The organism is Streptomyces sp. NPDC087428, assembly GCF_044744085.1.
Lineage (GTDB): Bacteria > Actinomycetota > Actinomycetes > Streptomycetales > Streptomycetaceae > Streptomyces.
In genome coordinates, this window is the sequence record NZ_JBIUXR010000009.1 from 185,137 (window position 1) to 211,835 (window position 26,699).

The following is a 26,699-nucleotide window of genomic DNA, read 5'->3' on the forward strand; positions in this document are numbered from 1 at the left end:
CCTGCCGTACCCCGGTCACCCGCGTACCCCTGTCGGGGCGGCCGGCTCACTGATGCGCGCACGGCTCGCCGGGACCGTCGCCCCGGCGGGTCCGGGTGCGGTGGAGTCCCGTACGACGAGCCTCGGCCTGATCAGGAGCGAACGCCCCGCGACCGGTGCCGAGTCGATACGGGCGCGCAACTGCTGGAACGTCTCGGCGGCCATCTCCGGCAGCGGCTGGCGGACCGTGGTGAGCGGCGGCTCGAAGAGATCGGCGAGCAGGATGTCGTCGAACCCGACCACGGAGACGTCCTGTCCGGCGCTGCGCCCGGCATCCTTCGCGCCCCGGCAGATCCCGATCGCGCACATGTCGTTGATGGCGACGAACGCGGTGGGCGGACGGGGACGGCCGAGGAGTTCGCGGGCGGCGTTGCGCCCCAGCTCGGCGGCGTCCTTGTCGCCGAACTCGGCGGTGTCGGCGCCGGGCCAGACCATCGCGTCGGCCGGGTCGAGGCCGGCCGACTCCAGGGCGGCCCGGAAGCCGCGCAGCCGCTCGCGGCGGTTGACACTGTTGACCGAGCCCGAGACGAACGCCAGCCTGCGGTGTCCCAGCTCAAGCAGGTGACGGGTGGCGAGTTCGGCGCCCATCGCGTTGTCGACGCTGATGGAGGACAGTGAGGGCGGGTCGCCCGCCTGCGCGGTGCGGTCGAAGGCGACCATCTTCAGACCGCGGCCCAGCAGCGGGGCGACGTGGTCGAGCGAGGGCAGCGAGGAGCAGAGCACCACTCCGCTCACCCCGTCGGCCAGTAGTTCCTCGCTGTACTTGAGCTCGCGGGCCGGGTCGCGCTCACTGTTGCAGAGCAGCACGTGGTAGCCGTCGGCGAGCGCGATGGCCTCCAGCTCCCGGGCGAGCGACCCCCAGAAGGGGTTGGCCACGGACGGCACGATCAGGCCGATGACCTTGATCCGGCCGGTGCGCAGCATCCGCGCGGCACGGTTGGGCCGGTAGCTGAGCTGCTCGATCACCCGCTCCACGCGGGCCAGGGTGGCCGCCTGCATACGGTCCGTACGCCCGTTGAGGACGTTCGACACGGTGCTCGCGGATACTCCCGCGGCCTCCGCGACCTGATGGATCGTTACCCCGCTCATGCCACCTCCGGTTCGGAACGCGTTCAGCCAGACTAGTGTACCGATTTACTGAACTCGCTTCACCGGTATACCCGTTAACTTCCCTGAAAATTGTTGTGCATCAGCTGTTGACGTGCGTCTCAGAGCGTTCCTAGTCTCAGTGCATCGATTTACCAGCGCTTCCCAGCCATGGCCGGGTTGCCATCGCTGGATCGATCCACTGCCTCCACCTCAAAAGGGGTGCCCATGGAACTCAAACGACGGTCGCTGCTCGCCGCCATCGGCGCCGGTACCGCTGCGGCCGCACTCTCCGGCTGCGGCACCGGGTCCTCGGCTGCCGGCGGCTCCGCCGACGGTCCCGCCGAGGGCGAGATCACGCTGCTCACCCCGATCTACGAAAAGGCCGACGGCAAGACGCTGTTGGAGAAGACGATCCTCGGCGGCTTCCGGAAGAAGTATCCGGACGTCAAGGTGAACGTGGACTACACCACGTACGCGCAGCTCAACGAGAAGATCACCACAGGTCTCGCGGGTGGTCTGCTGCCCGACGTACTGATGATCGGGGTCGGCTGGATCCCGCCGTTCGCTGCCAAGAAGGCGATCGCCCCGCTCCCGGAGAAGTTCGCCACCGCGCACGACTACGAGAAGCGGGTCCTGGAGCCGTCTCGCTACGACGGCAGGCTGTACGCGCTGCCGGTGGTCCTCGACACCCGCATCGTCGTCTATCGCAAGGACCACTTCGCCGAGGCGGGGATCAAGAAGACCCCCGCCAACTGGGCCGAGCTGCGGGCCGTGGCGAAACAGCTGACGCGAGCCGGGCGGATCGGGTTCGACCCGTTCTCCATCGAACTGCGCCAGTGCTGGGAGACCTTCCTCTTCGCCAACGGCGGTCAGCTCTTCAGCGCGGACGGCAAGAAGGTGCTCTTCAACGACAACCGCGGTGTCGAGGCGCTCCAGTTCTTCAAGGACCTGATCGAGGACGGCTCCGCCTCCTACGCGAAGAAGACGGAGCTCGGTGCCCCGTCCAACGTCCAGACGGGCAAGGCGTCGATGATGATGACGAGCAGCGCCATGTGGGTGCAGGTCGGCCAGCAGAACCCGGAGCTGCTGAAGGACGACAAGCTCGGCGCCTTCGTCCTGGCCAACCGCCGTCCGGCGATGCTCCAGGGCGGCACGCTGGTCACCCAGTCGGCGAGTTCGAAGCACCCCGCGGCGGCCCGTGCGCTGGTCGAGTACCTCGCGACCCCCGAATCGATCCTGGGCGCCGCCAAGCAGCGCGGTTCCGTGCCGGGACTCAAGGACCTCAGCGACACCGGCTACGTGAAGGAGAACAAGTTCGTCGACCTCTCCCTGCGCAGCATGGGCGACGCCTTCTCGGAGGGCGGCACCGCCGCGTGGATGGAGATCCGCGAGAAGATCAAGCCGACGCTGGAGCCCGCGATCGTGGGCAATCAGTCCGCGAAGGATGCCATCGCGGAACTCGGCCGGCTGGCCGAGGCCGCCATCGGCCGGATGTGAGGCGTCGCTGTGACAGCAACATCCGTAGTGAAGGCACGGCCCGCGCGGCCGCCTTCCCCGACTGAGCCGTACGCGTCCGGTAAACGGCGCACCGGCAGGACCCCGACAGGCCCGGGGCGCCGCAGGCGACGGGCCGGCATGCTGATGGTGGCGCCCGCCCTGCTGCACGCCTCCCTCTGGATCGGGCTGCCGGTCGTCGCCGCGGTGGCGCTGGCCTTCACGAAGTACGACGTGCTGACGGCGCCGCAGTTCGTGGGGCTCGACAACTTCCGGGACATGCTGGACGACGCGGTGTTCCGCAAGTCCATCGTGAACACCGTCATCTACACCTTCTTCACCGTGCCGTTCGGCATGATGCTGGGGCTGCTGGTGGCGCTGGCGCTGCACACGGGCCTGAAGGCACGGGGCATCTTCCGCACCGCGATCTTCCTGCCGCAGGTCACCGCGACCGTGGCCATCGCCCTGGTCTGGCTGTGGATCTACAACCCGGGCAACGGGCTGTTCAACACCCTGCTGTCGCTTCTCGGCATCCAGGGACCGGCCTGGCTCGCCTCGACCTCATGGGCGATGCCCTCGGTGATCCTGGTCGGGATCTGGCAGGGCATCGGCATGAAGATGCTCATCTACTTGGCCGCGTTGCAGTCCCTGCCGAAGGAACTGTACGAAGCGGCCTCGGTGGACGGCGCCTCGAAGGTGCGGCAGTTCTTCTCGATCACGCTGCCGCTGCTGAAACCGGCGACGTTCTTCGTGCTGATCACCTCGATGATCAACGCGTTCCAGTCGTTCGACCAGATCTACATCCTCACCGACGGCGGACCGGCCAACAGCACCACGATGATGACGTATGAGATCTACAAATCCGCCTTCCGGGAGTTCCGCGTCGGCTACGCCTGCGCCCAGTCCCTGGTGCTGTTCGTCCTGCTGATGGGCTTCACCCTGGTCAACCGGCGGATCATGGGAGGCACCCGTGGCCACAGCTGAGCTGCACAAGCCCGGGGCCGTGCGTCCGCCCCGGCCCGTCGCGAAGGGGGGGCGCCGCTCGTCCGGCCGGATCGCGCTCTTCCTGGCGCTCTGCGTCGTCTCGCTGCTGATGGTGGTGCCGTTCGTCTGGATGGTGCTGACCTCGCTCAAGACGCCCGTGGAGATCGCGTCGCAGGACGGCGGACTCCTGCCGGAGCACTGGGAGTTCGGCAACTACGTCGACGCGCTGAAGGCCGCGCCCTTCGCGACGTACGCCCGGAACAGTCTCGTCATCGCGGTCAGCCACACCGCCATCAACGTCCTGGTGGCGTCGATGGCGGGGTACGCACTGGCCCGGATCAGGTTCCGGGGCAGCGAGGTCATCTTCTACCTCTTCATCGCTGCGCTGATGATCCCGACGTACACCAAGGTGCTGCCGGAGTTCCTGATCGTCCGCTTCATGCCGCTGGCCGGCGGGAACGACCTCTTCGGCCAGGGCGGCAGCGGCTGGCTGGACTCCTGGTGGGCGCTCATCGTGCCCGGCGCGGTCACCCCGTTCGCGGTCTTCCTCTTCCGGCAGTTCTACCTGGATCTGCCGGTGGAGCTGGAGGAAGCGGCCCGCCTCGACGGGCTCGGGGAGTTCCGGATCTACTCCAGGATCATGTCGCCGCAGGTCAAGCCGGCGTTCATCACGGTGGCGCTGCTGACCTTCGAGTCCTCGTGGAACAACTTCCTCTGGCCACTGCTGGTGACCCATTCGGACAACCTCCGGGTGATCCAGGTCGGGCTCTCCGTCTTCAAGACCGAGAACGGCACCCAGTGGCACTTCCTGATGGCGGGCACCACGCTCGCCACCCTGCCCATGGTCGTCCTCTTCCTCATCGGCCAGCGCTATTTCGTGCAGGGCTTCGCAACCGCCGGTCTCAAGTGACCGGTCCCGGTCCGATGCGACCGGTTATCGAAAGGTTTACCCCCCATGTCTGCTGATCTCCAAGGTTCCCGCGCGCTGGTGACCGGAGCGGGCCACGGCATCGGCCGCGCCATCGCCGTCGCCCTCGCCGAGGCCGGCGCCGATGTCGCCGTCCACTACCACTCCTCCGCCGAAGAGGCCGCGAAGACGGTCTCCGAGATCGAGGCGCTGGGCCGGCGGGCCAAGGCGTTCCAGGCCGATGTGACGGTGACGGCCGAGGTGGACCGCTTTGTCGAGGAGGCGACCGGATTCCTCGGCGGCCTGGACGTCCTGGTCTGCAACGCGGGCCATCTGATCGGCCGGGAGAAGATCGCCGAGATGTCGGACGACCACTTCGACCGGGTCATCTCGACCAATCTGACCTCGACGTTCCGCACCGTGCGGGCCGCCCTGCCGCACCTGGTCAAGTCGTCGGCCGGGCGCATCATCACCATGTCCTCGCTGGCCGCGCACAACGGCGGCGGCCCCGGCTCGGTCGCCTACGCGGCCGCCAAGGCGGGCATCCGGGGATTCACCAAGGGCCTCGCCAAGGAGCTGGGCGGCACCGGCATCACGGTGAACACCGTGGCCCCCGGCTTCATCAAGGGCACCGCCTTCCACGGCACGTTCACCGCGCCCGAGGCGCAGCAGGCGATGGAGGCGGGCATCCCGGTGGGCCGGGCAGGCACTCCGCGGGACGTCGCCTCCGCCGTCGTCCACCTGGCGTCGCCCGCGTCCGGCTTCCTGACCGCCACCACGGTGGACATCGACGGTGGCGTGTGGCCGCGTTGAGGCGGATCGCCCGGGAGCGGGGCGGCTGGTGGCACGCGTACGTGTGCCCGGCGCACGGTGTGGAGCTGGATCACGGCGATGTGCTGGGCGGGGTGTTCCCCGAGGGCGGAGCGCGCTGTGCGTACGGCTGCCGGGTGGACAACGAGGCGGTGCGCGGCGCCTGGCTGGTGCTGTCGCACCAGGCGTGGGCGCGGCGTCTGCGGGTGCTCGCCCATCGCGGCGAACGCGCCGAGGCCGTGGCGCGGCTCGTCGAGTACGCGGGTCTGTACGAGGAACTCGCCACCGCGCAGCACGGCGAGGCGCAGGTCTGGATGCTGCGCGGCCGGCTCTTCCACCAGGCGCTGACCGACGCGATCTGGGCGGTGAACATCGGCCACGCCGTGATCACGCTCGCCGAGCAGGGCACGGATGACCTGGCCGGCGTACTGCCGCTCCTGGACGCGCTGGAGCGGGCGGCTCAGGACGCCCGGGACGTGCTGACCGGGAAGGGGCAGCTCGCCTCGAACTACACCGCGTGGCTCAACGCCGCGGGGGTGGCCGCCGGCCGCGGCGCCGCCGCGGCGCGCGGCCGGGAGTGGGACGGCGGCAAGGAGTGGCTGGAGGGCGAGCACGGTCTGTACGCGCACCTGCGGGTCGCGGTCGCCGAGGACGGCTGGGAGTGGGAGGGCAGCACCTACTACCACGGGTTCGTGCTGCGGGCGGCGCTGCTGGCGCTGCGGGGCACCGATCCGGCGGCCGTTCCGGCCGATGTGGTGGGTGTGCTGGCCGGGATGACGGATGTGCTGGCGACGATCGCGACGCCGGGCGGCATTCTGCCCGCGCTGCACGACGGTCCGTATCTGCGCGGTCCGCTGGCTCTGGAATGGCTCGAACTGGTTTCACTGGCAGAGCAGTTGGTGCCGTCCGCCGCACTGGAAGCGGTGGCCGGACGGGCCCGTGCGGAGCTCGGTGACGCGGACGACGGTCTCGACCGGGAGCTGGGCGGCTGGTTCGCCGGCCCGGCACTGCCGGCCCGCCCCGTGTCCGGTGCCCTGACGGTGTTCGGGGCCGCGGGCTACGCGGTGCTGCGTGTCGCGGGCATCCACGCGGTGCTGGACTTCGGTCCGCACGGCGGCTCGCACGGCCATCGTGACAAGTTGTCCCTCTATCTCTACGGCGACACCACCCCGTGGCAGCCCGATCCGGGACAGGTTCCCTACGCGCACGCCGAGTTCCGTGATCTGTACGCGTCGACCGATGCGCATCCGGCGTTCCGGGTGGACGGCGCCGAGCAGACCGAGTGCACGGGAACGCTGCTGGACTCGGACGACCGCTCGGTGACCGCCGGGGTGACCACCGCGTACGAGGGCGTGCGCGCGGTCCGGCGGATCGTCGCGGGCGACGGCTTCCTGGTGGACCTGCTGACGGTGACCGCCGGCACGGACCGGCGCATCACCTCGCAGCTGCGGCCGGGTACCGCGCTGGACGTCCAGGTCCAGGCCACCGGTCCGGTGCGCACCACCTGGTACGGCGACCAGACGCTGCACGGCTGGCACACGCACCGCGCCGGGGTCCCGGTGCGCCCGGTGAGCACTCCGGGCCCCGGCCCCGCCGACGATCCCCAACGGGTGCGGACCCGGGTCGACTTCAGCGCCGTCACCGACCGGGTCGTCTTCGCCTCGGTGTACCAGGCCGGCTCGGCCGGGCCCGCCGTCACGGACGTACGGCTGGAGGACGACGGGCTGACGGTCCGGCTGGCCGACGGCAGCACCGCACGGTTCCGATCGGAGGACTGACCCTTGTTGCTCTCGGCGACCACGCCGCCCGGACCGCGCCCCGCGCAGGAGGTGCGGCTGTACGAGGAGGCCACCCGTCACCGCGGGCTGACCCCGCCCCGTACGCACCCCCTGGCCAGCATCACCTGGCTGGGGCCCGCGGCCTCCAACCCGGCGCTGGCCTACCGGGTCGGCGGCGATCCGGCCCATCTGGCGGAGAGCCGGCGCTGGATCGAGGCCGCGGTGCGGCTGCCCCACTGGGGCAAGGCCCATATGCCGGACCACGACCTGGACGCCGGCTGGCTGCTGCACCATCTGGCCCTGGCCTACAAGTGGATCGGCGACGACCTGCCGGACGGGGTACGGGCGCTGCTGCGGTACAAGCTGCTGCTCCAGGGGCGGCGGATGCATGAGTTCGCGGTGGCGAGCGAGGGCCGCTGGTGGTCCTCGTCGTACTGGCAGAACCACAACTGGATCTGCTACGCGGGCCTGGCGACGGCCGGGTACGTGCTGGGCAAGGAGGAGTGGACCGAGTGCGCCAAGGACAATCTCGCAACCGTCCTCGACCTGATGCCGGAGGACGGCTCGCACGCGGAGGGCGTCGTGTACTGGCGCTATGGCGTGCCCTTCCTCGCCATCCACCTGGACCTCCTCAAGGAGGCGGAGGGCATCGACTGGTGGGACCGGGGCGGATTCATGTCCCACACGTTCCGCTACCGGCTGCACCAGACGGCGCCCGGTTTCGCGTTCAACGTCGACCACGGCGACTGCCACGACCGGCGCAGCGGCCACAGCGCGGGTCTGTACTACCGCCTCGGCGCGCAGTACGGCATCCCGGAGGCCCAGTGGATGGGTGATCTGGCATCGGGCGAGCTGCTGTGGAAGGAGGCGGCCGAGAGCGGGGTGCGGCCGGGAATCCTGCCGGAGGCCTACCTCGAATATCTCTGGTACGACCCGTCGGTGCCCGCGGCCCGGCCGACCGAGACCCGGGCGTTCTTCCCGGACCTCGGGCTGCTGGCCGCGCGTACCGGATGGGGCGACGACGCCACCCTGGTCTCGTTCAAGGCCAGCCCCGGCGGTGGCCACCGGGCCTGGGAGACGGCCGCGAAGCACCGGGCCGAGCAGGGCTGGGAGACCCTCAACCAGGGCCACCACCACCCCGATTCGGGCTCCTTCGTGCTGGTCTCGCAGGGGGCGTTCCTCGCGGTGGACGAGGGCTACAGCAACCGCAAGCGCGCCGCCCATCACAATCTGCTGCTGGTGAACGGGCAGGGGTACGCGGACGAGGACCGGTACCACGTGTACCGCGACATCCCGTTCGAGCGGCAGGCCCGCCAGCGCGATGTGCTGGTGTCCCCCGACTGCGGGTGGGCGCACGCCACGGCGGAGATCGCCGCGATGTACGACCCCGCGCTCGGGGTGCGGCGGCTGGACCGGACGCTGGTGTTCACCCCGTCGGGGCGGCTGGTGCTGCTGGACCTCGCCGAGGCGGAAGCCGCCCGTGAGTGGACGTTCCTTCTCCAGACCGACCGGCCGACCGAGGCCCTGCCCGACGGCAGCCGGCTGATCCGGTCCGGGGCGGCGTCCGCGCGGGTGCGGCAGTTCGCGCCCGCCGACGGCCGTTTCGTCTGCGAGGTCACCGAGGTGGTGGCCAACCCGACGTCCAGCACACCGGAGCTGAGCCTCACCCGCACCCTGCACACGCTGCGTTCGACGACCGCCCGCTCCACGGAGGGGCTGTTCCTCACCGCGATCGTTCCGGGCACGGAGACGGACGCCGTGCGGGTCCCGTGCGCGCGGGGACAGGGAGTGACCTTCGGCACGGAGACCGTGCTGCTCTCCCCCGTCGCCCGCCGGATCCGTACCGAAGGCCTCAGCGCGGACGCCGCGGCCGTACTGCTCACCTCGGGCGGCGACCCGTACGTGGTGGCGGCGACCCGGCTCGAACGGGACGGCACCGTGCTCCTCGACGTGCCGGAACCGTACACAGGAAAGGTCGGCTGACCATGCGGGCAACCCTCTCGTCCAACTGGCCGACGCTGCTGCGGCGGCTGGAGTTCGTGGCCTACCCGGCGGCCGCCGGGGCCGCGTTCGTCGTGCTGTCGCTGGGTGTGGTGACCTGGCTGCCCGCGCTCGCCGCGATGGCGCACGGGCTCCAGCGATGGCGGGCCGAGGGCGACAGCGGTTGCTTCGCCAACACATTCGCGTCCTTCCCCCGGTACTGGCGCTCCCTGTGGCGGCACGGGCTCGCCTCCACGGCGGCCGCGGCCGTCCTGACCGCCAACATCGTCTATCTGCTCGGCCGCTCGGAGCCGTGGGCGTTCGTGCTGCTCGCCGCCCAGGCGGGTATCGCGGCCGCCCTGGTCATCCACCACGTGGCGCTCGCGGCCGAGGCCGGCCGGGCGCCCGGCGGCACCGTCCGGAGCTGGACCCGCGGCGCGCTGGCGCTCGGCTTCGGCTCGGCCCCCCGGGGCACCGCCCTGCTCGGCGCGGTGGTCTCCGCCGTACTGCTCTCTCTCGTCGTACCGCTGGGGCCACTGCTTCTCGGCCCGAGCATTCCCGTACTGCTCGCTCTGTCCTTCGCTGATCCCAGGAGGCACACCCCATGAGCCACGCACTGCGCACCACCCTCGTCGCCGCGCTCGCCGTCGGCGCCCCGCTCGTCTTCCCCCCGCCTTCGGTGTCCGCCGCCACCGCCACCGCGTACTACGTGTCGCCGTCCGGCAGCGACACCAACTCCGGTACGTCGGCGGGGTCCCCGTTCGCCACCATCCAGAAGGCGGTCGATCTGGCGCCGACGGGCGCGGTGGTGAACCTGGCCGCCGGTACGTACAAGCAGGATGTGGTGACCAAGCGCGCCGGAGTCACCGTCACGGGCCCGTCGAACGCCGTGGTGAAGGGCGCCGGTGACACCCGGATCATTCAGGTGCGGCACGACTCGACCACGCTGAGCGGCTTCACGGTGGACGGGCTGCACGGGTCGTCCACCGAGGTGTCCGGGTACCGCCTCAAGCTCATATATGTCATGAGCACGACTCCCGGCAACGGGGTGGGCGATCTGCACCTCACCGATATGACCCTCAAGAACGCCGCTGACGAGTGTCTGCGGGTGCGCTACCTGGTGACCGGCGCCGACATCTCCGGCAACACCATCACCAACTGCGGCGTCGCGGACTTCAAGTTCGGCGGCGGCGGCAAGAACGGCGAGGGCATCTACCTCGGCACGGCCCCGGAGCAGCAGGGCGCGAACGGCGCCCCGGACGCGGCCCCCGACATCAGCCGGAACAACCGCATCCACCACAACACGATCGCCACCCAGGGCAACGAGTGCGTCGACGTGAAGGAGAACTCGACCAACAACTACGTCGAGTACAACGACTGCAGCGGCCAGCAGGACGCGAGCTCGGGCGGGCTCGACGCCCGGGGCAGCGGCAACATCTTCCGCTACAACACCATTCACGACAACGTCGGCGCCGGCATCCGGCTCGGCGGTGACACCGCCACCGACGGCACCGCCACCAGCGTCTACGGCAACACCATCACGGGCAACGCGGGCGGCGGCATCAAGTTCATGCGCACCCCGCAGGGCCCCGTCTGCACCAACACGATGAGCGGGAACACCGGCGGCGACGCGGTGGGCACCTACGGCAGCGAGTACGCCCCGACCGGCGCGTGCCCGCAGTGAGCGGGCGGGGGCCCGCGAGACGCGGGGTACTGACGGCGGCGGCCGGACTGGCCGCCGTCGCGGTGGCGGCGCCCGGTGCCCAGGCCGCCGACGGACCGGCCGGCGGTGCGCGCCGCTCGCGCTGGGCGACCTCCTGGGCGACCGCGCAGACCGCGCCGACCGACACCGACCCGGTGGCGAGCGCCGGGCTGACCGACGCGACGTTCACCGCGCACGTCCGGCTGTCGGCCGGCGGGCAGCTCCGGCTGCGCTACGGGCACGCCTTCGGTACGGCGCCCGTGCTGATCGGCCCGGTGACCGCGGGCGGCAGGCCCGTGACGTTCGGCGGGCAGCGGCGGGCGTGGCTCGCCGCGGGCGCCTCGCTGACCAGTGACGTGGTCGCCGGCCTGCGGGCCGCCGAGGCGTCCCTGCTGACGGTGCGGACCGAACTGCCCGGCCCCACCGGGCCGCTGTCCTTCCACCGCAACACCCACGCCTCGCACGACGTCGACGGGGAGCGCACCACTTCGGTGTACCTGCTGACGGGCGTCGAGGTGACGGGCGCGCACGGGCCGGTGATCGCGGTGCTCGGCGACTCCATCGCGGAGGGCGTCGGCACGCCCGACGACTCCGGTCTGCGCTGGCCCGACCAGCTGGCCGGGCGGCTGCCCGGGTCGGCGGTCGCCGATCTCGGGATCAGCGGCAACCGGGTGCTGCTGGACGACGCCCGGTTCGGCCCCGGCGGACAGGCCCGCTTCGACCGCGACGTGCTGTCGCTCCCCGGGCTGCGGACCGTCCTGGTCCACCTCGGCGTCAACGACCTCCAGCAGCCGCCGAGCCAGACCGACCCCGCGCTCGTCCTGGCCGGCTACCGGCAGCTGGTGCTGCGCGCCCGTGACGCCGGACTGCGGGCGGTCGGCGCGACCATCGCCCCGTTCGGGGGCTGGACCCGCTGGACGCCCGAGCTGGAGAAGGTGCGGCTGCGGATCAACGCGACGGTGCGGACCGGCCGGGTCTTCGACGCCGTGGCCGACTTCGACGCGGCCCTGCGCGACCCGGACCACCCGGAGCGGCTGCGGCCCGCATACGACAGCGGCGACGGGCTCCACCCCAACCCTTCCGGCCACGCGGCGCTCGCCGCGGCCGTCGACCGCCGACACCTTCTGTGAGGGCAGCGCCATGAACCCAGGCACCACCCGGAGCACCAACGGCACCACCCGCCGCACCGTCCTCGCCGGTGCGGCGGCGCTCGGCGCGGCCGCCGCCCTGCCGCTCGTCCTCCCGGCCGGCACCGCGCAGGCCGCCGCCAGGGACACCGTCGTCGACGACGCCGCGTCCCTGCGCACCCGGTGGCACACCCTGCTCACCGGGGGCCCCGGTCTCGACCTCACGGACCCGCAGATCGCCGCGGCCGTGGCCAGGGCCGGCAAGGCGGCGACGACCTCCGCCAAGGGCATGGACCCGTCGCGTACCGACGGGCTGTTCCCGGACCTGACCAGCACCACGCTCTCCAACCACGTCACGACGTCGTTCAAGCGGCTCGCCACGGTCGCCACCGCGTGGGCCGTACCCGGCACCCCGCAGTACGGCGAGACCGCGCTGCGCGATCTGCTGCTGGCAGGCATCGACTGGATGCTGGCCAACCGCTACGGCCCCGACCACACCCGGTTCGACAACGACTGGGACTGGGAGATCGGCTCCGCGCTCGCACTCAACGACGCGACGGTGCTGCTCCACGACGCGCTCGGCACGGAGCGGCTCGCCCGGATCACCGCGGCCGTCCGGCACTACACGCCCGACCCGAACCTGTGGCGGGCCGACCGGCAGATCGCAACCGGTGCCAACCGGGTGTGGATCTCCACCGTCGTCGCCGTTAACGCCGTGCTCCGCGACAACGGGGACGATCTGGCCCGCGTCCGTGACGCTCTTTCCGACGTCGAGGGTTCGGGCGCCAACAGCGTCCTCGCCTACAACGACGCGAGCGCGGCGGCCGAGGGCACCGGCGAGGGCTTCTACTCCGACGGCTCGTTCCTCCAGCACTACAAGCACCCGTACAACGGCGGCTACGGCAAGGAGCTGCTCAACAACCTCTCGCGGCTGCTGAACCTCCTCGCCGGTACGGCGTGGACGGTCACCGATCCGGACCTGGACAACGTCCGGGGCTGGGTCGACGAGGGGTTCGATCCGCTGCTGGCACGCGGTGACGTGATGGCGTCGGTGTGCGGGCGCGAGATCGCCCGCCCGAGCAAGCAGGGCCACGTCTCGGCGCAGACGGTCATCGAGGCGGTGGTCCGGCTGATCCCGGGCTTCCCCGGCGAGACCGCCGACCGGTTCACCGCCCTGGTCAAGCAGTGGATCGCCGAGGACACCTACCGGGACTTCCTCGCCGTCACCGACCTCGCCTCGCTCGTCGCCGCCCGGCAGGTCATCGCCTCGCCGGTACCGGCGCGCGGTCCGCTGGTCGCGCACAAGCAGCACCCCAGGATGGACAAGGCGGCCCACCACCGCCCCTCGTTCGCGCTGGGCATCTCCGCGTACTCGTCCCGGATCTACAACTACGAGTCGATCCAGAACGAGAACCTGCACGCCTGGCACCTCTCCGACGGCATGGTGCTCCTCTACACCGACGACCTCGGCCACTACAGCGAGGACTACTGGCCGACCGTCGACCCGGCGCGGCTGCCCGGCACCACGGTCATCGCCGGCCGGCCCGACGACGCCGCGGGGCAGCGCACCACCAGCACCGCCGACTGGGCGGGCGGCGCCGCGCTGCCGGGGACGACGCTCGGCGCGTACGGCATGGAGCTCCGGGCGTTCGGCAGTTCGCTGCACGGCCTGAAGAGCTGGTTCTGCCTGGACGACGTCATCGCCTGCGTCGGTTCGGGCATCACCGCCGACGCCGGTACGGCGGAGACGGTCGTGGAGAACCGGAAGCTGCGGGACCCACGGGCGGCGCTGACCGTCAACGGCCAGGCCGCCCCGGCGGACACCGGCTGGTCGGCGCGGCTGGACGAGGTGCGGTGGCTGCATGTCGCCGGAACCGGTGGCTACGTCTTCCCGGAGCCCGTCACCCTGAACGGCCTGCGCGAGGACCGGACCGCGACCTGGCGGGAGATCAACCTCAAGTACGGCACGGACACCTCCGTCACCCGCCCCTATCTGACGCTGTGGCAGGACCACGGGACCGCGCCGGGCGGGGCGGGCTACTTCTGGCTGCAGGCCCCGGCGGCATCCGCCGAGCGCACAAGGCAGTGGTCGTCCGCGCCCCCGGTGAAACTGGTCACGGACTCCACCGCCGTGCACGCGGTACGCCGCTGCGCGGACGGACTGCTCGCCGCGAACTTCTGGACCGCGGGAACCGCGCAGGAGCTCACCGCGGACGGTCCGGCGTCGGTCCTGGTGAGGCCCGAGGGGAAGACGGTGACCGTGTCGCTGTCGGACCCGACCCAGCTGCGGTCCTCCGTCGTCCTGGACCTGGCGCTGCGGGGGCTGGCCGTCGTCTCCGCCGACCCCGGTGTGAGCGCCGCGCCGGCCGGCAGCGGCATCCGGATCACCGCCGACACCGCCGGACGCCACGGCGCAACCCTCAACCTCACCCTGAAGAGGAGCTAGACCCTTGCTGTTCGACATGCCACTGGACCGGCTGCGCGACTACCGGCCGGAGCCGGAGGAGCCGGCCGACTTCGACGCCTTCTGGGAGAAGACCCTCACCGAGACGTCCCGCCACGGCCTGGACGCCGAGTTCGTCCCGTACGACGCCGGATTCGCCACCGTCGACGTCTTCGACGTGACGTTCCGCGGCTGGGGCGGACAGCCGGTGAAGGCGTGGCTGATGCTGCCCCGGGTCCGCTCGGGCCCGCTGCCCGCCGTCGTGCAGTACATCGGATACAACGGCGGCCGGGGCATCCCGTACTCCTGGCTCACCTGGAGCGCCCTGGGCTACGCGCACCTGATCATGGACAACCGCGGTCAGGGCGGCGGCGGCAAGAACACCGCCGACACGGTGGACATCGGCCCCGACGGAAACGGCTCCTCCTCCCCCGGCTTCCTGACCCGGGGCATCGAGGACCCGTACCGGCACTACTACCGCCGGCTGATCACGGACGCGGTGCGGGCCGTCGACGCCGTGAAGGCGCACGACGCGGTGGACGCCTCACGGGTGGCGGTGCTCGGCGGCAGCCAGGGCGGCGGCCTCGCGCTCGCCGTGGCGGGGCTGCGCGACGACGTCGTGGCGACCGTCGCCGATGTGCCGTTCCTCTGCCACTACCGGCGTGCCTCGCAGATCACGGACGCGGGGCCGTACGCGGAGATCGCCCGCTGGCTGTCCGGGCACCGGTTCCGGATCGACGAGGCGATGGAGACCCTGTCCTACTTCGACGGGGTGAACTTCGCGGCGCGGGCCACCGCTCCGGCCTGGTTCTCGGTGGGGCTGATGGACAAGATCTGCCCCTCGTCCACGGTGTTCGCCGCCTACCACCGCTACGCGGGTCCGGCGCGGATCGAGGTGTTCACGTACAACGGCCACGAGGGCGGCGCGGAGTACGACCTGCCGCGCAAGATCGGGGCCCTGCGCGGCGCGTTCGGGCAGTAGCGCCACCGGTCACCGGCCCAGCGCCGCCATCGCGGCGTTGTGGCCGGGGACCCCGCTGACACCGCCGCCGCGCACCGCGCCGGCCCCGCACAGCAGGATGTTGGGGTGCGCGGTCTCCACACCCCAGCGGCCGGTCGTCGCGGTGGCGTACGGGAAGGCGAGGTCCCGGTGGAAGATGTGGCCGCCGGGCAGCCGCAGGTCGTGCTCCAGGTCGAGCGGGGTCTTCGCCTCGATGCAGGGTTCGCCGTTCCCGTCGAGGGCCAGGCAGTCCGCGATCGGCTCCTCCAGATGGGCGTCGAGCTCGGCGAGCGTGGCCTTGAGCAGGGCCGCGCGCGTTACCGCGTTGTCCGCGGCGAAGAGCCGGGCCGGGGCGTGCAGGCCGAACAGCGTGAGGGTCTGGTAGCCGCGCGCGGCGAGATCCGCGCCGAGGATCGAGGGGTCCGTCAGCGAGTGGCAGTAGATCTCGGACGGCGGGGCGGCGGGCAGCCGGCCCGCCGCCGCGTCGCGGTAGGCGTCGGCCAGTTGCCCGTAGCCCTCGGCGATGTGGAAGGTACCGGCGAACGCCTCGCGCGGGTCCACGGAGCGGTCGCGCAGCCGGGGCAGCCGGGTGAGCAGCATGTTCACCTTCAGCTGGGCGCCCTCCGCGGGTGCCGGCGGTTCGTCCCCGAGGAGCGCGGCGAGTGCCTGGGGCGAGGCGTTGACCAGGACGCGGCGCGCGCCGACGGTCCGCTCGGCGCCGTCCGCCCGTACCGTCACCTCGGCCTGTGTCCCGTCGGTGTCGACACGGATCGCCTCGTGCCCGGTGCGGATGTGCGCACCGGCCGCACGCGCGGCCCCGGCGAGGGCGTCGGTGAGCGCGCCCATCCCGCCGACCGGCACGTCCCAGTCACCGGTGCCGCCGCCGATGACGTGGTAGAGAAAACAGCGGTTCTGGAGCAGCGAGGGATCGTGCGCGTCGGCGAACGTGCCGATCAGCGCGTCGGTGAGCACGACGCCGCGTACGAGGTCGTCGTCGAAGTTCTCCTCGACGGCGACGCCGATGGGCTCCTCGAAGAGCATCCGCCAGGCGTCCGCGTCACCGATCCGCTCACGCAGCGCCTCACGGGTGGGCAGGGGCTCCGTGAGGGTGGGGAAGACCCGCTCGGCGACCTGCCCGGTCCGGCGGTAGAAGCGCTGCCAGGCCTCGTACTCCCGGTCCGAGCCGGTGAGCGCGGCGAAGGAGGCGCGGGTGCCGTCGCCGCCGACGAGCAGCCCGGTGGCACGCCCGTCGCGCAGCGCCGGGGTGTACGAGGAGACGGTCCGCTTCCGTACGGCGAAGTCCAGGCCGAGCTCCCGGACGATTTTCTGCGGCAGCAGCGACACCAGGTACGAGTAGCGCGAGAGCCGGGCGTCGACGCCCGCGAAGGGCCGGGTCGAGACGGCCGCTCCCCCGGTGGCGCCCAGGCGTTCCAGGACCAGTACGGACTGCCCGGCTCGGGCGAGGTAGGCGGCGGCGACGAGTCCGTTGTGGCCGCCGCCCACGATCACTGCGTCATAGCTGTCGGGTGCGGGCATGGCTCTTGGTAACACGGACGGCGGCGTCTGGCCAGAGCCGGTGCCGAGGGGCGCCGGTCAGGACGACGGGATGCCCCGTTGCTGTCGCAGCGCCGCGACCTGCCGGTACAGCTCGACCGCTTCCTTCGCGCGACCGAGCTGTTCGAGGCAGTGCGCCTCGTCGTTGCGGCTGGCGAGGGTGTCGGGGTGATCGGCACCGAGCAGCCTGGTCCGTACCTCTGCGACCTTGCGGTAGACGGTGAGCGCCTCGGCCCAGCGGCCGAGCCAGCCGAGGCCCACGGCGATCTCGCGGCGGCTGACGAGGGTGTCGGCGTGGTCGGCGCCCAGGACGCGTTCGCGGGTCGCGCACACCTCGCGCGCCTCGGTCAGCGCCTCCTCCCAGCGGGCCAGCCGGCCCAGGTTGACGCCCAGTCCGTGGCGGGCGCGGAGGGTCTCGGGGTCGGCGGGGCCGCTGACCCGGGTCCGGTCGTCGACGAGCAGCCGGTACAGCTCCAGCGCCTCGGTGCTGCGGCCCAGCCGGCCGAGGCTGATGCCGACCTCGTAGCGGGCCGCGAGGGTGTCGGGGTGGTCGGCGCCCAGCACGTGCGACCGGACCTGGACGATCTCCCGGTAGGTCTGCAGGGCCTCCGTCCACCGGCCGAGCCGGCCGAGGGTGTAGCCGACCTCGTAGCGGGTGACCAGGGTGTCGGGATGGGCGGCGCCGAGCAGCCGGGCGCGGGCCGCCGCCACGTCGCGGGCCATGCGGTACGAGTCCTCCAGGCGCCCGAGCCGGCTGAGGTTGAACGCCAGGTTGTGGCGGCAGCGCAGGGTGTCGGGGTGATCGGGTCCCATCGAGCGTTCCCGGGAGGCGAGGACTGCGGCGTAGACCTGGTGGGCCTCGAAGTGCCGGCCGAGCCGGCCCAGTACGTACGCCACTTCCTGGCGGGCGGCGAGGGTCTCCGCGTGGTCGGGGCCCAGGGTCCTCCCGCGGCCCTCCGCGACCCGGCCGAACTCCCGCAGCGCGTCCGCCGCGCGCCCGGTGCGGCTGAGGGTGAACCCCACCTCGTAGCGGCTGGAGAGCGTGTCGGGGTGGTCGGGACCCAGCGCGTGCTCGCGTTCTGCGGCGACCGCCCGGTGCACCTCGCCCGCCTCGTCCCAGTGGCCGAGGCGGCTCAGGTTGAGGCCGGCGCTGTGGCGGCTGGCGAGTATCGCGAGGAGTTCCGGCGAGGGCGTGGGCCGCCCGGACCCGGCGGGCGGTGCGGATCCGGCGGTCCGCGGGTCGGTGCCGGTGGTCCACTGGCCGGTCAGGCCCGCCGAGTGGTCGGGCGGCGGGAGTCCCGGCGTCGCGGCGCCCGTCGCCTTGATTCCGCTCGTCATCCCGTGGGTCCAGTCGGGCAGCCGCGGTCCGGGGCCTGCGGGTCCGCCGGGGCGCTCGACCGGGACGGGCGGCGCGAGCAGCACCCGGCCGGTCGGCTCCAGGTGCGGCTGCGCTCCGGTGCGGCCGACGGCGATGCGGCGGCGCAGGTCACCCGCGTCTGCGGGCCGCTGCTCCGGGGTCTTGGCGAGCAGTTCCAGGACGACGCGGTCGAAGAATCCGGGGAGTTCGGCCCGGTGCGAACGGAGGGGCTCCGGCTGGGTGTCACGGTGTCCGACGAGGACGCCCCAGGCATCGTCGAGGTCGAACGGCGGCGCCCCGGTGGCGATCTCGTACAGCACGCAGCCCAGCGAGTAGAGGTCGCTGCGGTGGTCGATCTGGCCGCCGCTGATCTGCTCGGGCGACATGTAGTGGGGGGTGCCCATGGCGATGCCTACGCCGGTGAGGCGTGAGGTGACGCTGATGTCGTGGCCGAGCCTGGCGATGCCGAAGTCGCAGATCTTCACCGTCCCGTCGGCCAGCCTCATGATGTTGGCCGGCTTGAGGTCGCGGTGGACGATGCCCTGCTGGTGGGTGTATCCGAGGGCGTCGGCGACCTGTTCCGCGATGTCGACGACGTCGTCGACGGGCAGCGGATGCTGCTCGTTGTCCTCCAGGAGCTGGCTGAGATTGCGGCCGTCCAGCAACTCCATCACCAGGTAGAGCACGCCCTCGTGTTCGCCGAAGTCGTGGACGACGGTGACGCCGCGGTGCTGGAGCGCGGCCGCGACCCGGGCCTCCCGGCGGAAGCGTTCACGCAGGATGCGGGTGAAGTCCGGGTCGTGCTGAGGACCCATCGGCTTCAGGCACTTGACGGCGACCTGACGGCCGAGTGATTCGTCGCGGGCACGCCACACCTCGCCCATGCCGCCGCGCCCGATCAGATCGAGCAGTCGGTACCGGCTCTGGATCAGCCTGGTTTCCGCCATCCCTGCTGTCGCCCCCGTTGTTCCGCCTACTGTTGCTGCGCCCTCCCCGGCCCTTCCAGTATGGCTGCCTGCCTCTTCAGTTTGTACGGGGTGGGGCGGCTGCCTGGCCCCAGACGCGCCGTCGCCTTCAGGATATGACCCGGCGGGAGCTGCCAGCGCAGCCGCGACGGGACAGCCCGCAGGAGGGTTCCGGCGGTGCGCAGACGGCGGTCGACGGTGGCCGCCGGTGGTGCGGGTCTGCCGTACAGCTCGTGGGCGTACGGGGGCAGCGACTGGTAGGCGAGCGTCGCGACGCGCCGCCACAGCAGGGCGCGGGCAGGCACCAGCAGGGGGTGGACCGGTGGCTTCCGCAGGAAGTCGTCGACGTCCCGCGCATCTGGTGAGGAGGCCAGCTGGGGCCGCACCCGCTCGAAGTAGGCGGCCAGCTGTGCGGTGGTGGCGGGTACATCGGCCGGGTCGAGGCCGACGAGCCGGGCGCCGCGGCGGTGTTCGTCGATGTACCGGTCGGCCTGCGCGTCGGTGAGGGGGAAGCCGGAGCGGCGTTCGACCTGGAGGTAGGAGTCGGCCTCGGCGCAGTGGACCCACAGCAGCAGCGCGGGGTCATCGACGCCGTACGTCTCACCGGTGCGCGGGTCGGTGACCTTGAGGAGCCGGTGGATCCTGCGGACGCGGGCGCCCGCCTTCTCGGCGGCCTCTGTGGTTCCGTAGGTGATGGTTCCGACGAAGCCCGCTGTGCGCATCAGCCGGCCCCAGGCGTCCTTGCGGAAATCGGAGTTCTGCATGACGCCGCGCACGGCGCGCGGGTGCAGCGCCTGGAGGTACAGGGCGCGCACGCCCGCCACCCACATCATCGGGTCGCCGTGTATCTGCCAGGTGACCGATCGGGGCCCGAAGAGCCCGGGGTCGGCTTCCGTCATCTCGTCCTGCCTCCCGCTCGCCCGTTGGCCGCCGGGTTCCACCGGACGCCCGCCCCCGCTCGGCTCACGGTCCCCGCCAGACGTTGGCGAACGCCGCGTTCTCGATGGACCTCCGCTGGCGTACGGCTTCCAGCTCCATCACCGCGTCGTGGACGATGGCCACGACGGTCGTCACCGCCTCGTCGTCGAAGCCGGGCTCGTCGTCGGGGTGTTCGCCGTCGATGCCCACGACGGAGGCGAGGGCGGTCAGGACGGGTTCCTTCCGCTCCCAGCGGTCGGCTGCCCGGCGGCGCGCGGGCGTATCAGCCGGTTCCACGCGCTCGGAGCCGAAGGACAGGCGTCCGCCGCGCTTCGGCGTCAGCTCACCGGCCTCCTCCAGGGCCCTCTGGTACGCGGCCGAGAGGTCTCGGCCCCGGCGCCACAGCCAGTCCTCGATCCGCTCGTAGGGCGCCTGTCGGACGAGCGCCGCGGCGGCCTCTCCCATGAGCTGGTCGTCCGGCGCCGGTGGCACACCGGGCACGATGCGGTCGCCGTCCACACCTACCGCCTCCGCCCCGATGAGATCGATCAGCTCGGCTCCCGCGAGCGCGAGCGAGAGGTCCCCCTGTCCCACGGAGTTCTTCGACCCGGGGTCCGTGGCGATCGTGAACAGGTCCTTCGCCGTGGTCATGAACGGCTCCTCTCGGAGACATGGACGGTGGTGCGCCCCACCGGGCCGGCCCGCGTCCGGGACCGGCCCGGCAGCGGGGCGGCTGTCACGATCAGTATCGCTCCCGCCCCCGCGATCCGGAGCTCTTCCGCAGCTCTTCCGCGTGACAGCCCAGTACGGGCCCTAGAACCAGTGCAGGCAGTGCGGGGCGCGTTCTGTGCGGAAGAGCGTGTCCGCGAGGGCCGCGGCGCCCGGACGGCAGGCCCGGACGTGTCCCGCGCGCACGAGAGTGCTCGGGGCGACGCCTCCCAGGTAGAGCGAGCTCAGATCGCGGACGTCCAGCGACAGGTCGGGCTGCCGGTCCGTGGCGACGCAGCCGGCCTCGCCGCCGCGGACGGTCAGCAGGTAGCGGCCGTGCTCGCCGAGGAACGGGTCGTCCACGTCGAGGACCAGCTCACCGTCCGTGAACCAGCCGCGTGCGGTCAGGGCGCGCGGGACATCGAGGAGGCGCACCCACAGCCAGTCGGCGTGTCCGCCGATCTCGCCGGCGCGGATGTCGGCGAGGTGCCAGCGCAGCGGGTGCTCGGGCGGGACGTGCCGGAACACGACCTGTGAGACCAGGTCGTGTCCGAGTGCGAACCGGGCCAGGGCCATGAAGACCGCGTCGTCGGTGGCGATGGTCTCGTCGACCGTCAGGGTGCCGGGCTCGCCGATCGAGTAGCTGGCGTACCCGTCCGCCGCTCCGTCGGCGTCCCGGTGGACGGCGACGTAGCGCGGTGCGGAGGAGACCGGCGACTGCCCTGCCCCCAGGGCCCACCAGCGGTGCGGCCGGGACAGCGCGCCGGGCTGGGCGCGGCGGTACCGGTCGTAGACCTCTTCGAGGATCTCGCCGCACTCGGCACGCCGCAGGACCTCGACCGTTCCGGCGTCCGCTCCGGTCGCCGGTGCGCCGGTCGTCGCACGAGCCCGGGGAACCGCGAGGGCGGCTCGGTGGCGCGGCACCGTCAGCCGGGTGGTGAAGGTGGCCGGTCCGTAGCCGAACCTGCCGTAGATCGAGGACTCGGAAGCCAGCAGCACCGAGAGGAACTCGCCCCGGGACCGCACCTCGGAGAGCTGCCGTCGCATCATCTCGCTGAGCACACCGCGCCGCCGGTGCGAGGGCAGGACGCCGACCGCGCTCACCCCGGCGACCGGTGCGAGGACCTGGCCGGGCAGGGTGAGTTCGAAGGAGTACGCGGCGGCGGTGCCCACGGGCCGGCCGTCGGCTGTCAGGGCGAGCAGGCCGCGGTCCATTTCGAGCGCGGACCACCAGCGTCCGCCACCCGCGACCGGGGGTTCCGGAAAGTGCCCGAACGCGGTGTGGACCGTGTCGACGAAGACGTCCAGGTCCTCATCGGTCGTGGGTCGGATCTCCATCGCTGTCGCTTCCCTCTCGCAGTACCGGCACGGTGAGTGAGTCATGGTGTTCGTTCACAAGGATGGCGCCGCGTCCCGCCCTTGCGGGCGGCCGATGGTCACCGCGCCGCGGAAGCCCTCCGGCGAGATGACCGACATCGTGTCGAGCGACGCGTCGGAGACCGGCAGGAGGTGGGCGTCGACCCAGGTGTCCCCCGTTGCCGCGTTGGTCCAGGGATCCTCGATCACGATGGCGCCGGGTACAGCTCCGTGGCAGAGCACCCAGTGCGGCACGTCGAATCCCTGCATCCCCGCGAGCGAGAGCAGGAGCAGCACGTGCTCGTGCCGGCCGATCGCGTCCCGGATCTCGGTCAGGGAGAGGCGGCTCGGGTCAATGGGGACACCGGTGCGCTCCGCTTCCGTCCGGGAGGCCCGCTGGAGCAGGGCACGCCACTCCTGGTCGCTCGAAGGGAGGTGGCCGAGCAACACCGGCCGGTCGTTGTCCAGATGGATCGTGACCGGGGACGAGGGCCAGGCCCGGCGCACGGCGACGCCCAGCCCGACGGGCTCGCACGCGAGGAAGTTGGTGGCGTCGCGCCACAGCGTCAGCTCCCGCTGCCGGTCGAGGGCCTGCCACGCCAGCGTGCCCGCGTGCGCCTGCGCGACCAGTGCGGTGACGGCGCCGCAGGTGAAGTGCGTGGTCTGCCCGTAGTACGCGGGCGCGCTCGTGACGCCGTCGCGCAGCCAGCGGAGGTAACCGTCAGCCGGCCCGGAAGCGCCCTCCGGCTGCGTGAGCGGACGGCTCAAGGCGGCGAAGCCGGTGGCAGCGACGTCGTCGGGGCGCGCCGTCCATCCTTCCCACTTGACCTGCGCGAGCTCTCGGCTGTCCGCGTGGGCGACGACGGCCCTGACGGCCGCGCGCACGTCGCCGACGGCATCGACGATTTTCAGATAGGCCGTGTTCGGACGTGCTGTCACGAGCGCCGCGGCGGCCCAGCCCGCGCCTTCATATGCGGGAACGGCCACGAGGTGAGGGGCGTGGGCGGAGCGGTCGACCGCACGCCAGCGCTCCGACACCTCAAGGTCGACGAGGCCCGCCAGCTGAGCCGGCGGGGTGTCGGGCTCATAGGGGACGACGATGCTTTTCGCGGGCCGCGCGGGCGCAGCGAGCGGCGCGGGCGTTTCCTGACGGGGCGGCATTCCGGTGCTCCTGGCGGGTCGGAGAGGACGAGGGGAAGGGGAGCGGGGCCGGAGTCCGAACCTGTTGGCGTGGACCCCGTCCCCTCCCGGGGTCATGCGCGGGACTTCCGGAGCACCCACACGAAGTACGGTGCGCCGACCAGCGCGATCATCAGGCCCGCCGGCACCTGGGCGGGGGCGACGAGCGTGCGGCCGAGCGCGTCCGCCACGCACACCAGCAGTCCGCCGAGCACCATCGAGACCGGGATCGCGCGGGCGTGCCGGGCGCCCACCAGGGAACGGGCGAGGTGCGGGGCGACGAGCCCCACGAAACCGACGACGCCGACGGCGATCACGCTGAGGGCCGCGAGCACCGCTGCGATCGACAGGGCGGCGAAGCGGGTGCGTTCCACCCGGACACCGACGATGCGCGGGGTGTCCTCGTCGACGGCGAGCAGGTCGAGCCGGCCGCGCATGAACAGCAGTGCGGGCAGGGCGAGAGCCAGGGCCACCGCGACCGGGGCGACGTCGGGGAACGTGCGGCCGTAGGTCGTGCCGGAGAGCCAGGTGAAGATCCGGGGCGTGTTGTACGGGTCGGCGCGCAGCAGGAGGAAGGTGGTGACGGCGCTGAGGCCGTACCCCATGCCGATGCCGATCAGTACGAACCGGTCGGGCAGGAAGCCGCCGCGCCGGGCCAGCAGGGCGATCACCGCGAACGTGGCCAGCCCCGCCGTGACCGCTACCGCGATGAGTACCGGCCGGCCACCGGGCAGGCCGGAGGTGGCGACGCTCGCCGCACCGAGGCCGGCCCCGGCCGTGATGCCGAGCACCCCGGGCTCCGCCAGCGGGTTGCGCACCGAGCTCTGTACGGCGCATCCGGCCAGTCCGAGCGCCGCGCCGGCGAGGATCGCGGCGGTCACGCGTGGGACCCGGTCGTCGAGTGCCTGGCCTATCAGGTCCGGGGCGGCGCCCTGGAGCCACAGCACGATGTCCCCGGTCCGCAGCCAGAGGCTTCCCGCCAGGATCGCCGTGAGGGCGGCTCCGGCCAGCAGCACCACCGCGCCGGACGTGACAAGAAGGAAGGCGCGGCGTGAGCGTACGGCGACCCGCGCACGCGGTGGCTGCCGGACGCCGCCCGTGTCGCGCAGCCGCAGCGCGAGGACCACGATCACGACGGAGCCGAGCAGCGCGGTCGGTACGCCGGTGGGGATGGAGGCGGCCCCGTCCGCCCCTTGCACCGCGCGCAGGGACGCGTCCGCGAGCAGGACGAGCAACGCGCCGAGCAGTCCGGCCGCGGGGATCAGGAGCAGGTGCCGGCGCAGCGCGGTGACCCGCCCCGCGATCAGGCGGGCCACGACGGGCGCGCCGAGGCCGACGAAGCCGATCGGGCCGGCGAGGGTCACCGCCGTGCTGGTCAGCAGCACCGCGCAGAGCACGGCGGCCACGCGGGTGGTCCGGATCGGCACGCCGAGGGTGGACGCGGCATCGTCGCCGAGGTTCATCACGTCCAGCCGCCGGGAGAGCGCCAGAGCGACGCACAGCAGCACGACGACGAGGGGGACGGCGCGTACCGACGCGTCGATGTTCAGCTGCGCCAGCGAGCCGCTCCCCCAGGCGAAGAGGCCGGTCGTGTTCTGGTTGAACAGGATGAGGAGCATGCCGGTCGCCGCGTCCAGGGCCATCGCCGTCGCCGATCCGGCGAGGATGAGGCGGGTGCCCGCGGTGCCCGCGGCACGGCCCGCGAGGAGCAGCACGAGTGCCGCCGCGACGAGGCCGCCGGCGAAGGCGACGGCGCCCGACGCCCACAGCGGGACGGCGAGGCCGAAGGCGGCGACGAGCGTGAGGGTGAAGTAGGCCCCGGCCGTGACCGCGAGGGTGTCCGGCGAGGCGAGCGTGTTGTGGGTGACGGACTGGAGCAGCACGCCGGCGCAGCCGAGGGCGAAGCCCACCGCGATGCCCGCGAACAGGCGCGGCAGGCGCGAGCCGGTGAGGATCTCGCCGACGGGCGCCCCGCGGGCGTTCTCGCGTTCCCCGGCGAGATGGCGCACCAGATCGCCGACGCCGACGCCCGACGTCCCCTGCGTCAGGTGCCACATGCCGACCAGGACGGTGGCGACGAGGAGGAGCGCCAGGACGGCCGCCCCGGCGGCGGGGCCGCTGCCGCGCCCCGCGCCCGGCAGCGGCCCCGCCTCAGGTGCCGCGGTACGTACCGTGCTCACTTCTTGTCGAGTACGTCGACGTACGCGTCGATCGCCTGTGCGCAGGAGCGCGGACCGCCGGCTCCCCAGACCCGCGCCGGGAACGCGTGGGCACGGCCTTCCTTCACGGCCGGGAGCTTCTTCCAGATCGGGTTCTTGTCCAGCGCCGCGACGTACCCGCCGGCGCCGTCGTCGTTCGCGTAGAAGAGGTTGGCGTCGCCCACCGCGGTGAGTCCCTCGACGTCTGTCTGGGCGAGGCCGTAGGCGGCGTCCACGCCTCCGTCACCGTGCTTCTTGTTGACGTCGTTGGTCCACGCCGGGGTCATGCCGAGTTCCTTGCCTATCTCGGTGAACAGGGCGCCGTTCGCGTAGGGGCGTACGGTCAGGTTGCCGCCCTCGAGCCAGCCGTCGAAGAAGACGAAGTCCTTCGTCGGCAGGCCTGCGTCGGTGACCTGCTGCTTCGCCGTCGCGAGGTGCTGGTCGAACTCCTTGAGCACCTGGTCCGCCCGGTCCGTGCGTCCCGTCGCCTCGCCGATCATGCTGAACACCTTCCGCATGTTCCCGATCGGGTCCTTCGGGTCCGCCCCGCGCGTGGCCATCACGGGGACGCCCCTCTTCTCCAGCTTCTTGATCATCTCGTCCTTGGCGTCGAAGGCCTCCACGACGATGAGATCGGGCTTGGCCGCGTAGAGGGTGTCGAGGTCGGGCTCCTCACGGGTGCCGATGTCCGTCACTCCGCTCGGCAGCTTCTCCGCGCTGGTCCAGGTGCGGTATCCCTTGGCGTCGGAGACGGCGGTGGGGGTGACGCACAGCGTCAGCGCGTCTTCGACCTGCTGCCATTCGAGGACCGCGATCCGCTGGGCGGGCTTGTCGAGCTTCACCTGTCGGCCGACGCCGTCCTTGAAGGAGACGGCCCCCGTCGAGGGGGTGTCCTGGGCGCAGTCCTTCGACGCGGGCGACGCCGCGGCGCTGCTGCCGGCCGTTGCCTTGTCGACGTCGGTCGTTCCGCAGGCCGATGCGGCGAGCAGAGCGAGCCCGGTCGAGGCTGACGCCGCCAGGCGACGGGCACGGTTCATGAAGGTTCCTCTTTCACCAGTGATGTGTGAGCGACGCGGGGACGGTGCGTCGGCGTTTCCGGGTCGGCCCATCA

Annotated in this window: 20 protein-coding genes; 11 read left to right on the forward strand and 9 right to left on the reverse strand. The window is 72.1% G+C overall.

Features of this window, described 5'->3' with window-relative positions; all coding sequences use genetic code 11:
* Positions 1-15: 15 nt before the first annotated feature.
* Positions 16-1,128 carry a LacI family DNA-binding transcriptional regulator gene (locus ACIO3R_RS20495; protein WP_402107435.1) on the reverse strand — a complete coding sequence of 371 codons (1,113 nt, stop codon included), beginning with the start codon at positions 1,126-1,128 and terminating at the stop codon, positions 16-18.
* Positions 1,129-1,353: 225 nt separating this feature from the next.
* On the opposite strand from ACIO3R_RS20495, the gene ACIO3R_RS20500 reads away from it, so the two are divergent.
* From ACIO3R_RS20500 to ACIO3R_RS20550, 11 genes are all read left to right on the forward strand, one after another.
* Complete coding sequence (locus ACIO3R_RS20500) at positions 1,354-2,625, forward strand: ABC transporter substrate-binding protein (protein WP_402107437.1); 1,272 nt, start codon at positions 1,354-1,356, stop codon at positions 2,623-2,625.
* A gap of 138 nt (positions 2,626-2,763) precedes the next feature.
* Positions 2,764-3,606: a carbohydrate ABC transporter permease gene (locus tag ACIO3R_RS20505; RefSeq protein ID WP_402107439.1), complete on the forward strand. Its 843-nt coding sequence runs from the start codon at positions 2,764-2,766 to the stop codon at positions 3,604-3,606.
* On the forward strand, positions 3,593-4,516 hold the full coding sequence (locus ACIO3R_RS20510; RefSeq protein ID WP_385029642.1) for a carbohydrate ABC transporter permease: 924 nt from the start codon (positions 3,593-3,595) through the stop codon (positions 4,514-4,516). Before ACIO3R_RS20505 ends, ACIO3R_RS20510 begins: the two co-directional genes overlap by 14 nt.
* A gap of 45 nt (positions 4,517-4,561) precedes the next feature.
* Entirely contained in the window at positions 4,562-5,326 is a 765-nt protein-coding gene (locus ACIO3R_RS20515) for an SDR family NAD(P)-dependent oxidoreductase (protein WP_385029639.1), read from the forward strand.
* Positions 5,314-7,101 carry a heparinase II/III family protein gene (locus tag ACIO3R_RS20520; protein WP_402107444.1) on the forward strand — a complete coding sequence of 596 codons (1,788 nt, stop codon included), beginning with the start codon at positions 5,314-5,316 and terminating at the stop codon, positions 7,099-7,101. The genes ACIO3R_RS20515 and ACIO3R_RS20520 overlap by 13 nt, the downstream gene beginning before the upstream one ends.
* A 3-nt stretch (positions 7,102-7,104) precedes the next feature.
* Positions 7,105-9,084, forward strand: coding sequence for a hypothetical protein (locus ACIO3R_RS20525; protein WP_402107447.1), 1,980 nt, complete (start codon positions 7,105-7,107; stop codon positions 9,082-9,084).
* A gap of 2 nt (positions 9,085-9,086) precedes the next feature.
* Complete coding sequence (locus tag ACIO3R_RS20530; protein ID WP_385029630.1) at positions 9,087-9,689, forward strand: hypothetical protein; 603 nt, start codon at positions 9,087-9,089, stop codon at positions 9,687-9,689.
* Positions 9,686-10,765 carry a DUF1565 domain-containing protein gene (locus ACIO3R_RS20535; protein WP_402107449.1) on the forward strand — a complete coding sequence of 360 codons (1,080 nt, stop codon included), beginning with the start codon at positions 9,686-9,688 and terminating at the stop codon, positions 10,763-10,765. Before ACIO3R_RS20530 ends, ACIO3R_RS20535 begins: the two co-directional genes overlap by 4 nt.
* Complete coding sequence (locus ACIO3R_RS20540) at positions 10,753-11,913, forward strand: SGNH/GDSL hydrolase family protein (RefSeq protein ID WP_402107452.1); 1,161 nt, start codon at positions 10,753-10,755, stop codon at positions 11,911-11,913. Before ACIO3R_RS20535 ends, ACIO3R_RS20540 begins: the two co-directional genes overlap by 13 nt.
* Positions 11,914-11,923: 10 nt before the next feature.
* A complete protein-coding gene (locus tag ACIO3R_RS20545; RefSeq protein ID WP_402107455.1) occupies positions 11,924-14,356 on the forward strand; it encodes a polysaccharide lyase 8 family protein in 2,433 nt (810 codons plus the stop codon).
* A gap of 4 nt (positions 14,357-14,360) precedes the next feature.
* Positions 14,361-15,335 carry an acetylxylan esterase gene (locus tag ACIO3R_RS20550; protein ID WP_385346034.1) on the forward strand — a complete coding sequence of 325 codons (975 nt, stop codon included), beginning with the start codon at positions 14,361-14,363 and terminating at the stop codon, positions 15,333-15,335.
* A gap of 9 nt (positions 15,336-15,344) precedes the next feature.
* Here ACIO3R_RS20550 and ACIO3R_RS20555 read toward each other — a convergent pair whose 3' ends face one another.
* From ACIO3R_RS20555 to ACIO3R_RS20590, 8 genes are all read right to left on the reverse strand, one after another.
* Positions 15,345-16,889, reverse strand: a complete 1,545-nt coding sequence (locus ACIO3R_RS20555; protein WP_402107458.1) for a phytoene desaturase family protein — start codon at positions 16,887-16,889, stop codon at positions 15,345-15,347.
* 57 nt (positions 16,890-16,946) lie between these two features.
* Positions 16,947-19,211, reverse strand: coding sequence for a tetratricopeptide repeat protein (locus ACIO3R_RS20560; RefSeq protein WP_402107462.1), 2,265 nt, complete (start codon positions 19,209-19,211; stop codon positions 16,947-16,949).
* 26 nt (positions 19,212-19,237) lie between these two features.
* Positions 19,238-20,128: an oxygenase MpaB family protein gene (locus ACIO3R_RS20565; protein WP_385029608.1), complete on the reverse strand. Its 891-nt coding sequence runs from the start codon at positions 20,126-20,128 to the stop codon at positions 19,238-19,240.
* A gap of 64 nt (positions 20,129-20,192) precedes the next feature.
* Entirely contained in the window at positions 20,193-20,798 is a 606-nt protein-coding gene (locus ACIO3R_RS20570; protein WP_385029605.1) for a GPP34 family phosphoprotein, read from the reverse strand.
* Between the two features lie 162 nt (positions 20,799-20,960).
* Complete coding sequence (locus ACIO3R_RS20575) at positions 20,961-22,193, reverse strand: GNAT family N-acetyltransferase (RefSeq protein WP_402107466.1); 1,233 nt, start codon at positions 22,191-22,193, stop codon at positions 20,961-20,963.
* 54 nt (positions 22,194-22,247) lie between these two features.
* The gene (locus ACIO3R_RS20580) at positions 22,248-23,372 is read right to left on the reverse strand and encodes a peptidase C39 family protein (RefSeq protein WP_402107469.1); all 1,125 of its coding nucleotides are present in this window, start codon (positions 23,370-23,372) and stop codon (positions 22,248-22,250) included.
* Positions 23,373-23,464: 92 nt separating this feature from the next.
* Complete coding sequence (locus tag ACIO3R_RS20585) at positions 23,465-25,570, reverse strand: iron ABC transporter permease (protein ID WP_402107471.1); 2,106 nt, start codon at positions 25,568-25,570, stop codon at positions 23,465-23,467.
* Entirely contained in the window at positions 25,567-26,625 is a 1,059-nt protein-coding gene (locus ACIO3R_RS20590) for an iron-siderophore ABC transporter substrate-binding protein (protein WP_385040507.1), read from the reverse strand. Before ACIO3R_RS20590 ends, ACIO3R_RS20585 begins: the two co-directional genes overlap by 4 nt.
* Positions 26,626-26,699 lie beyond the last annotated feature (74 nt).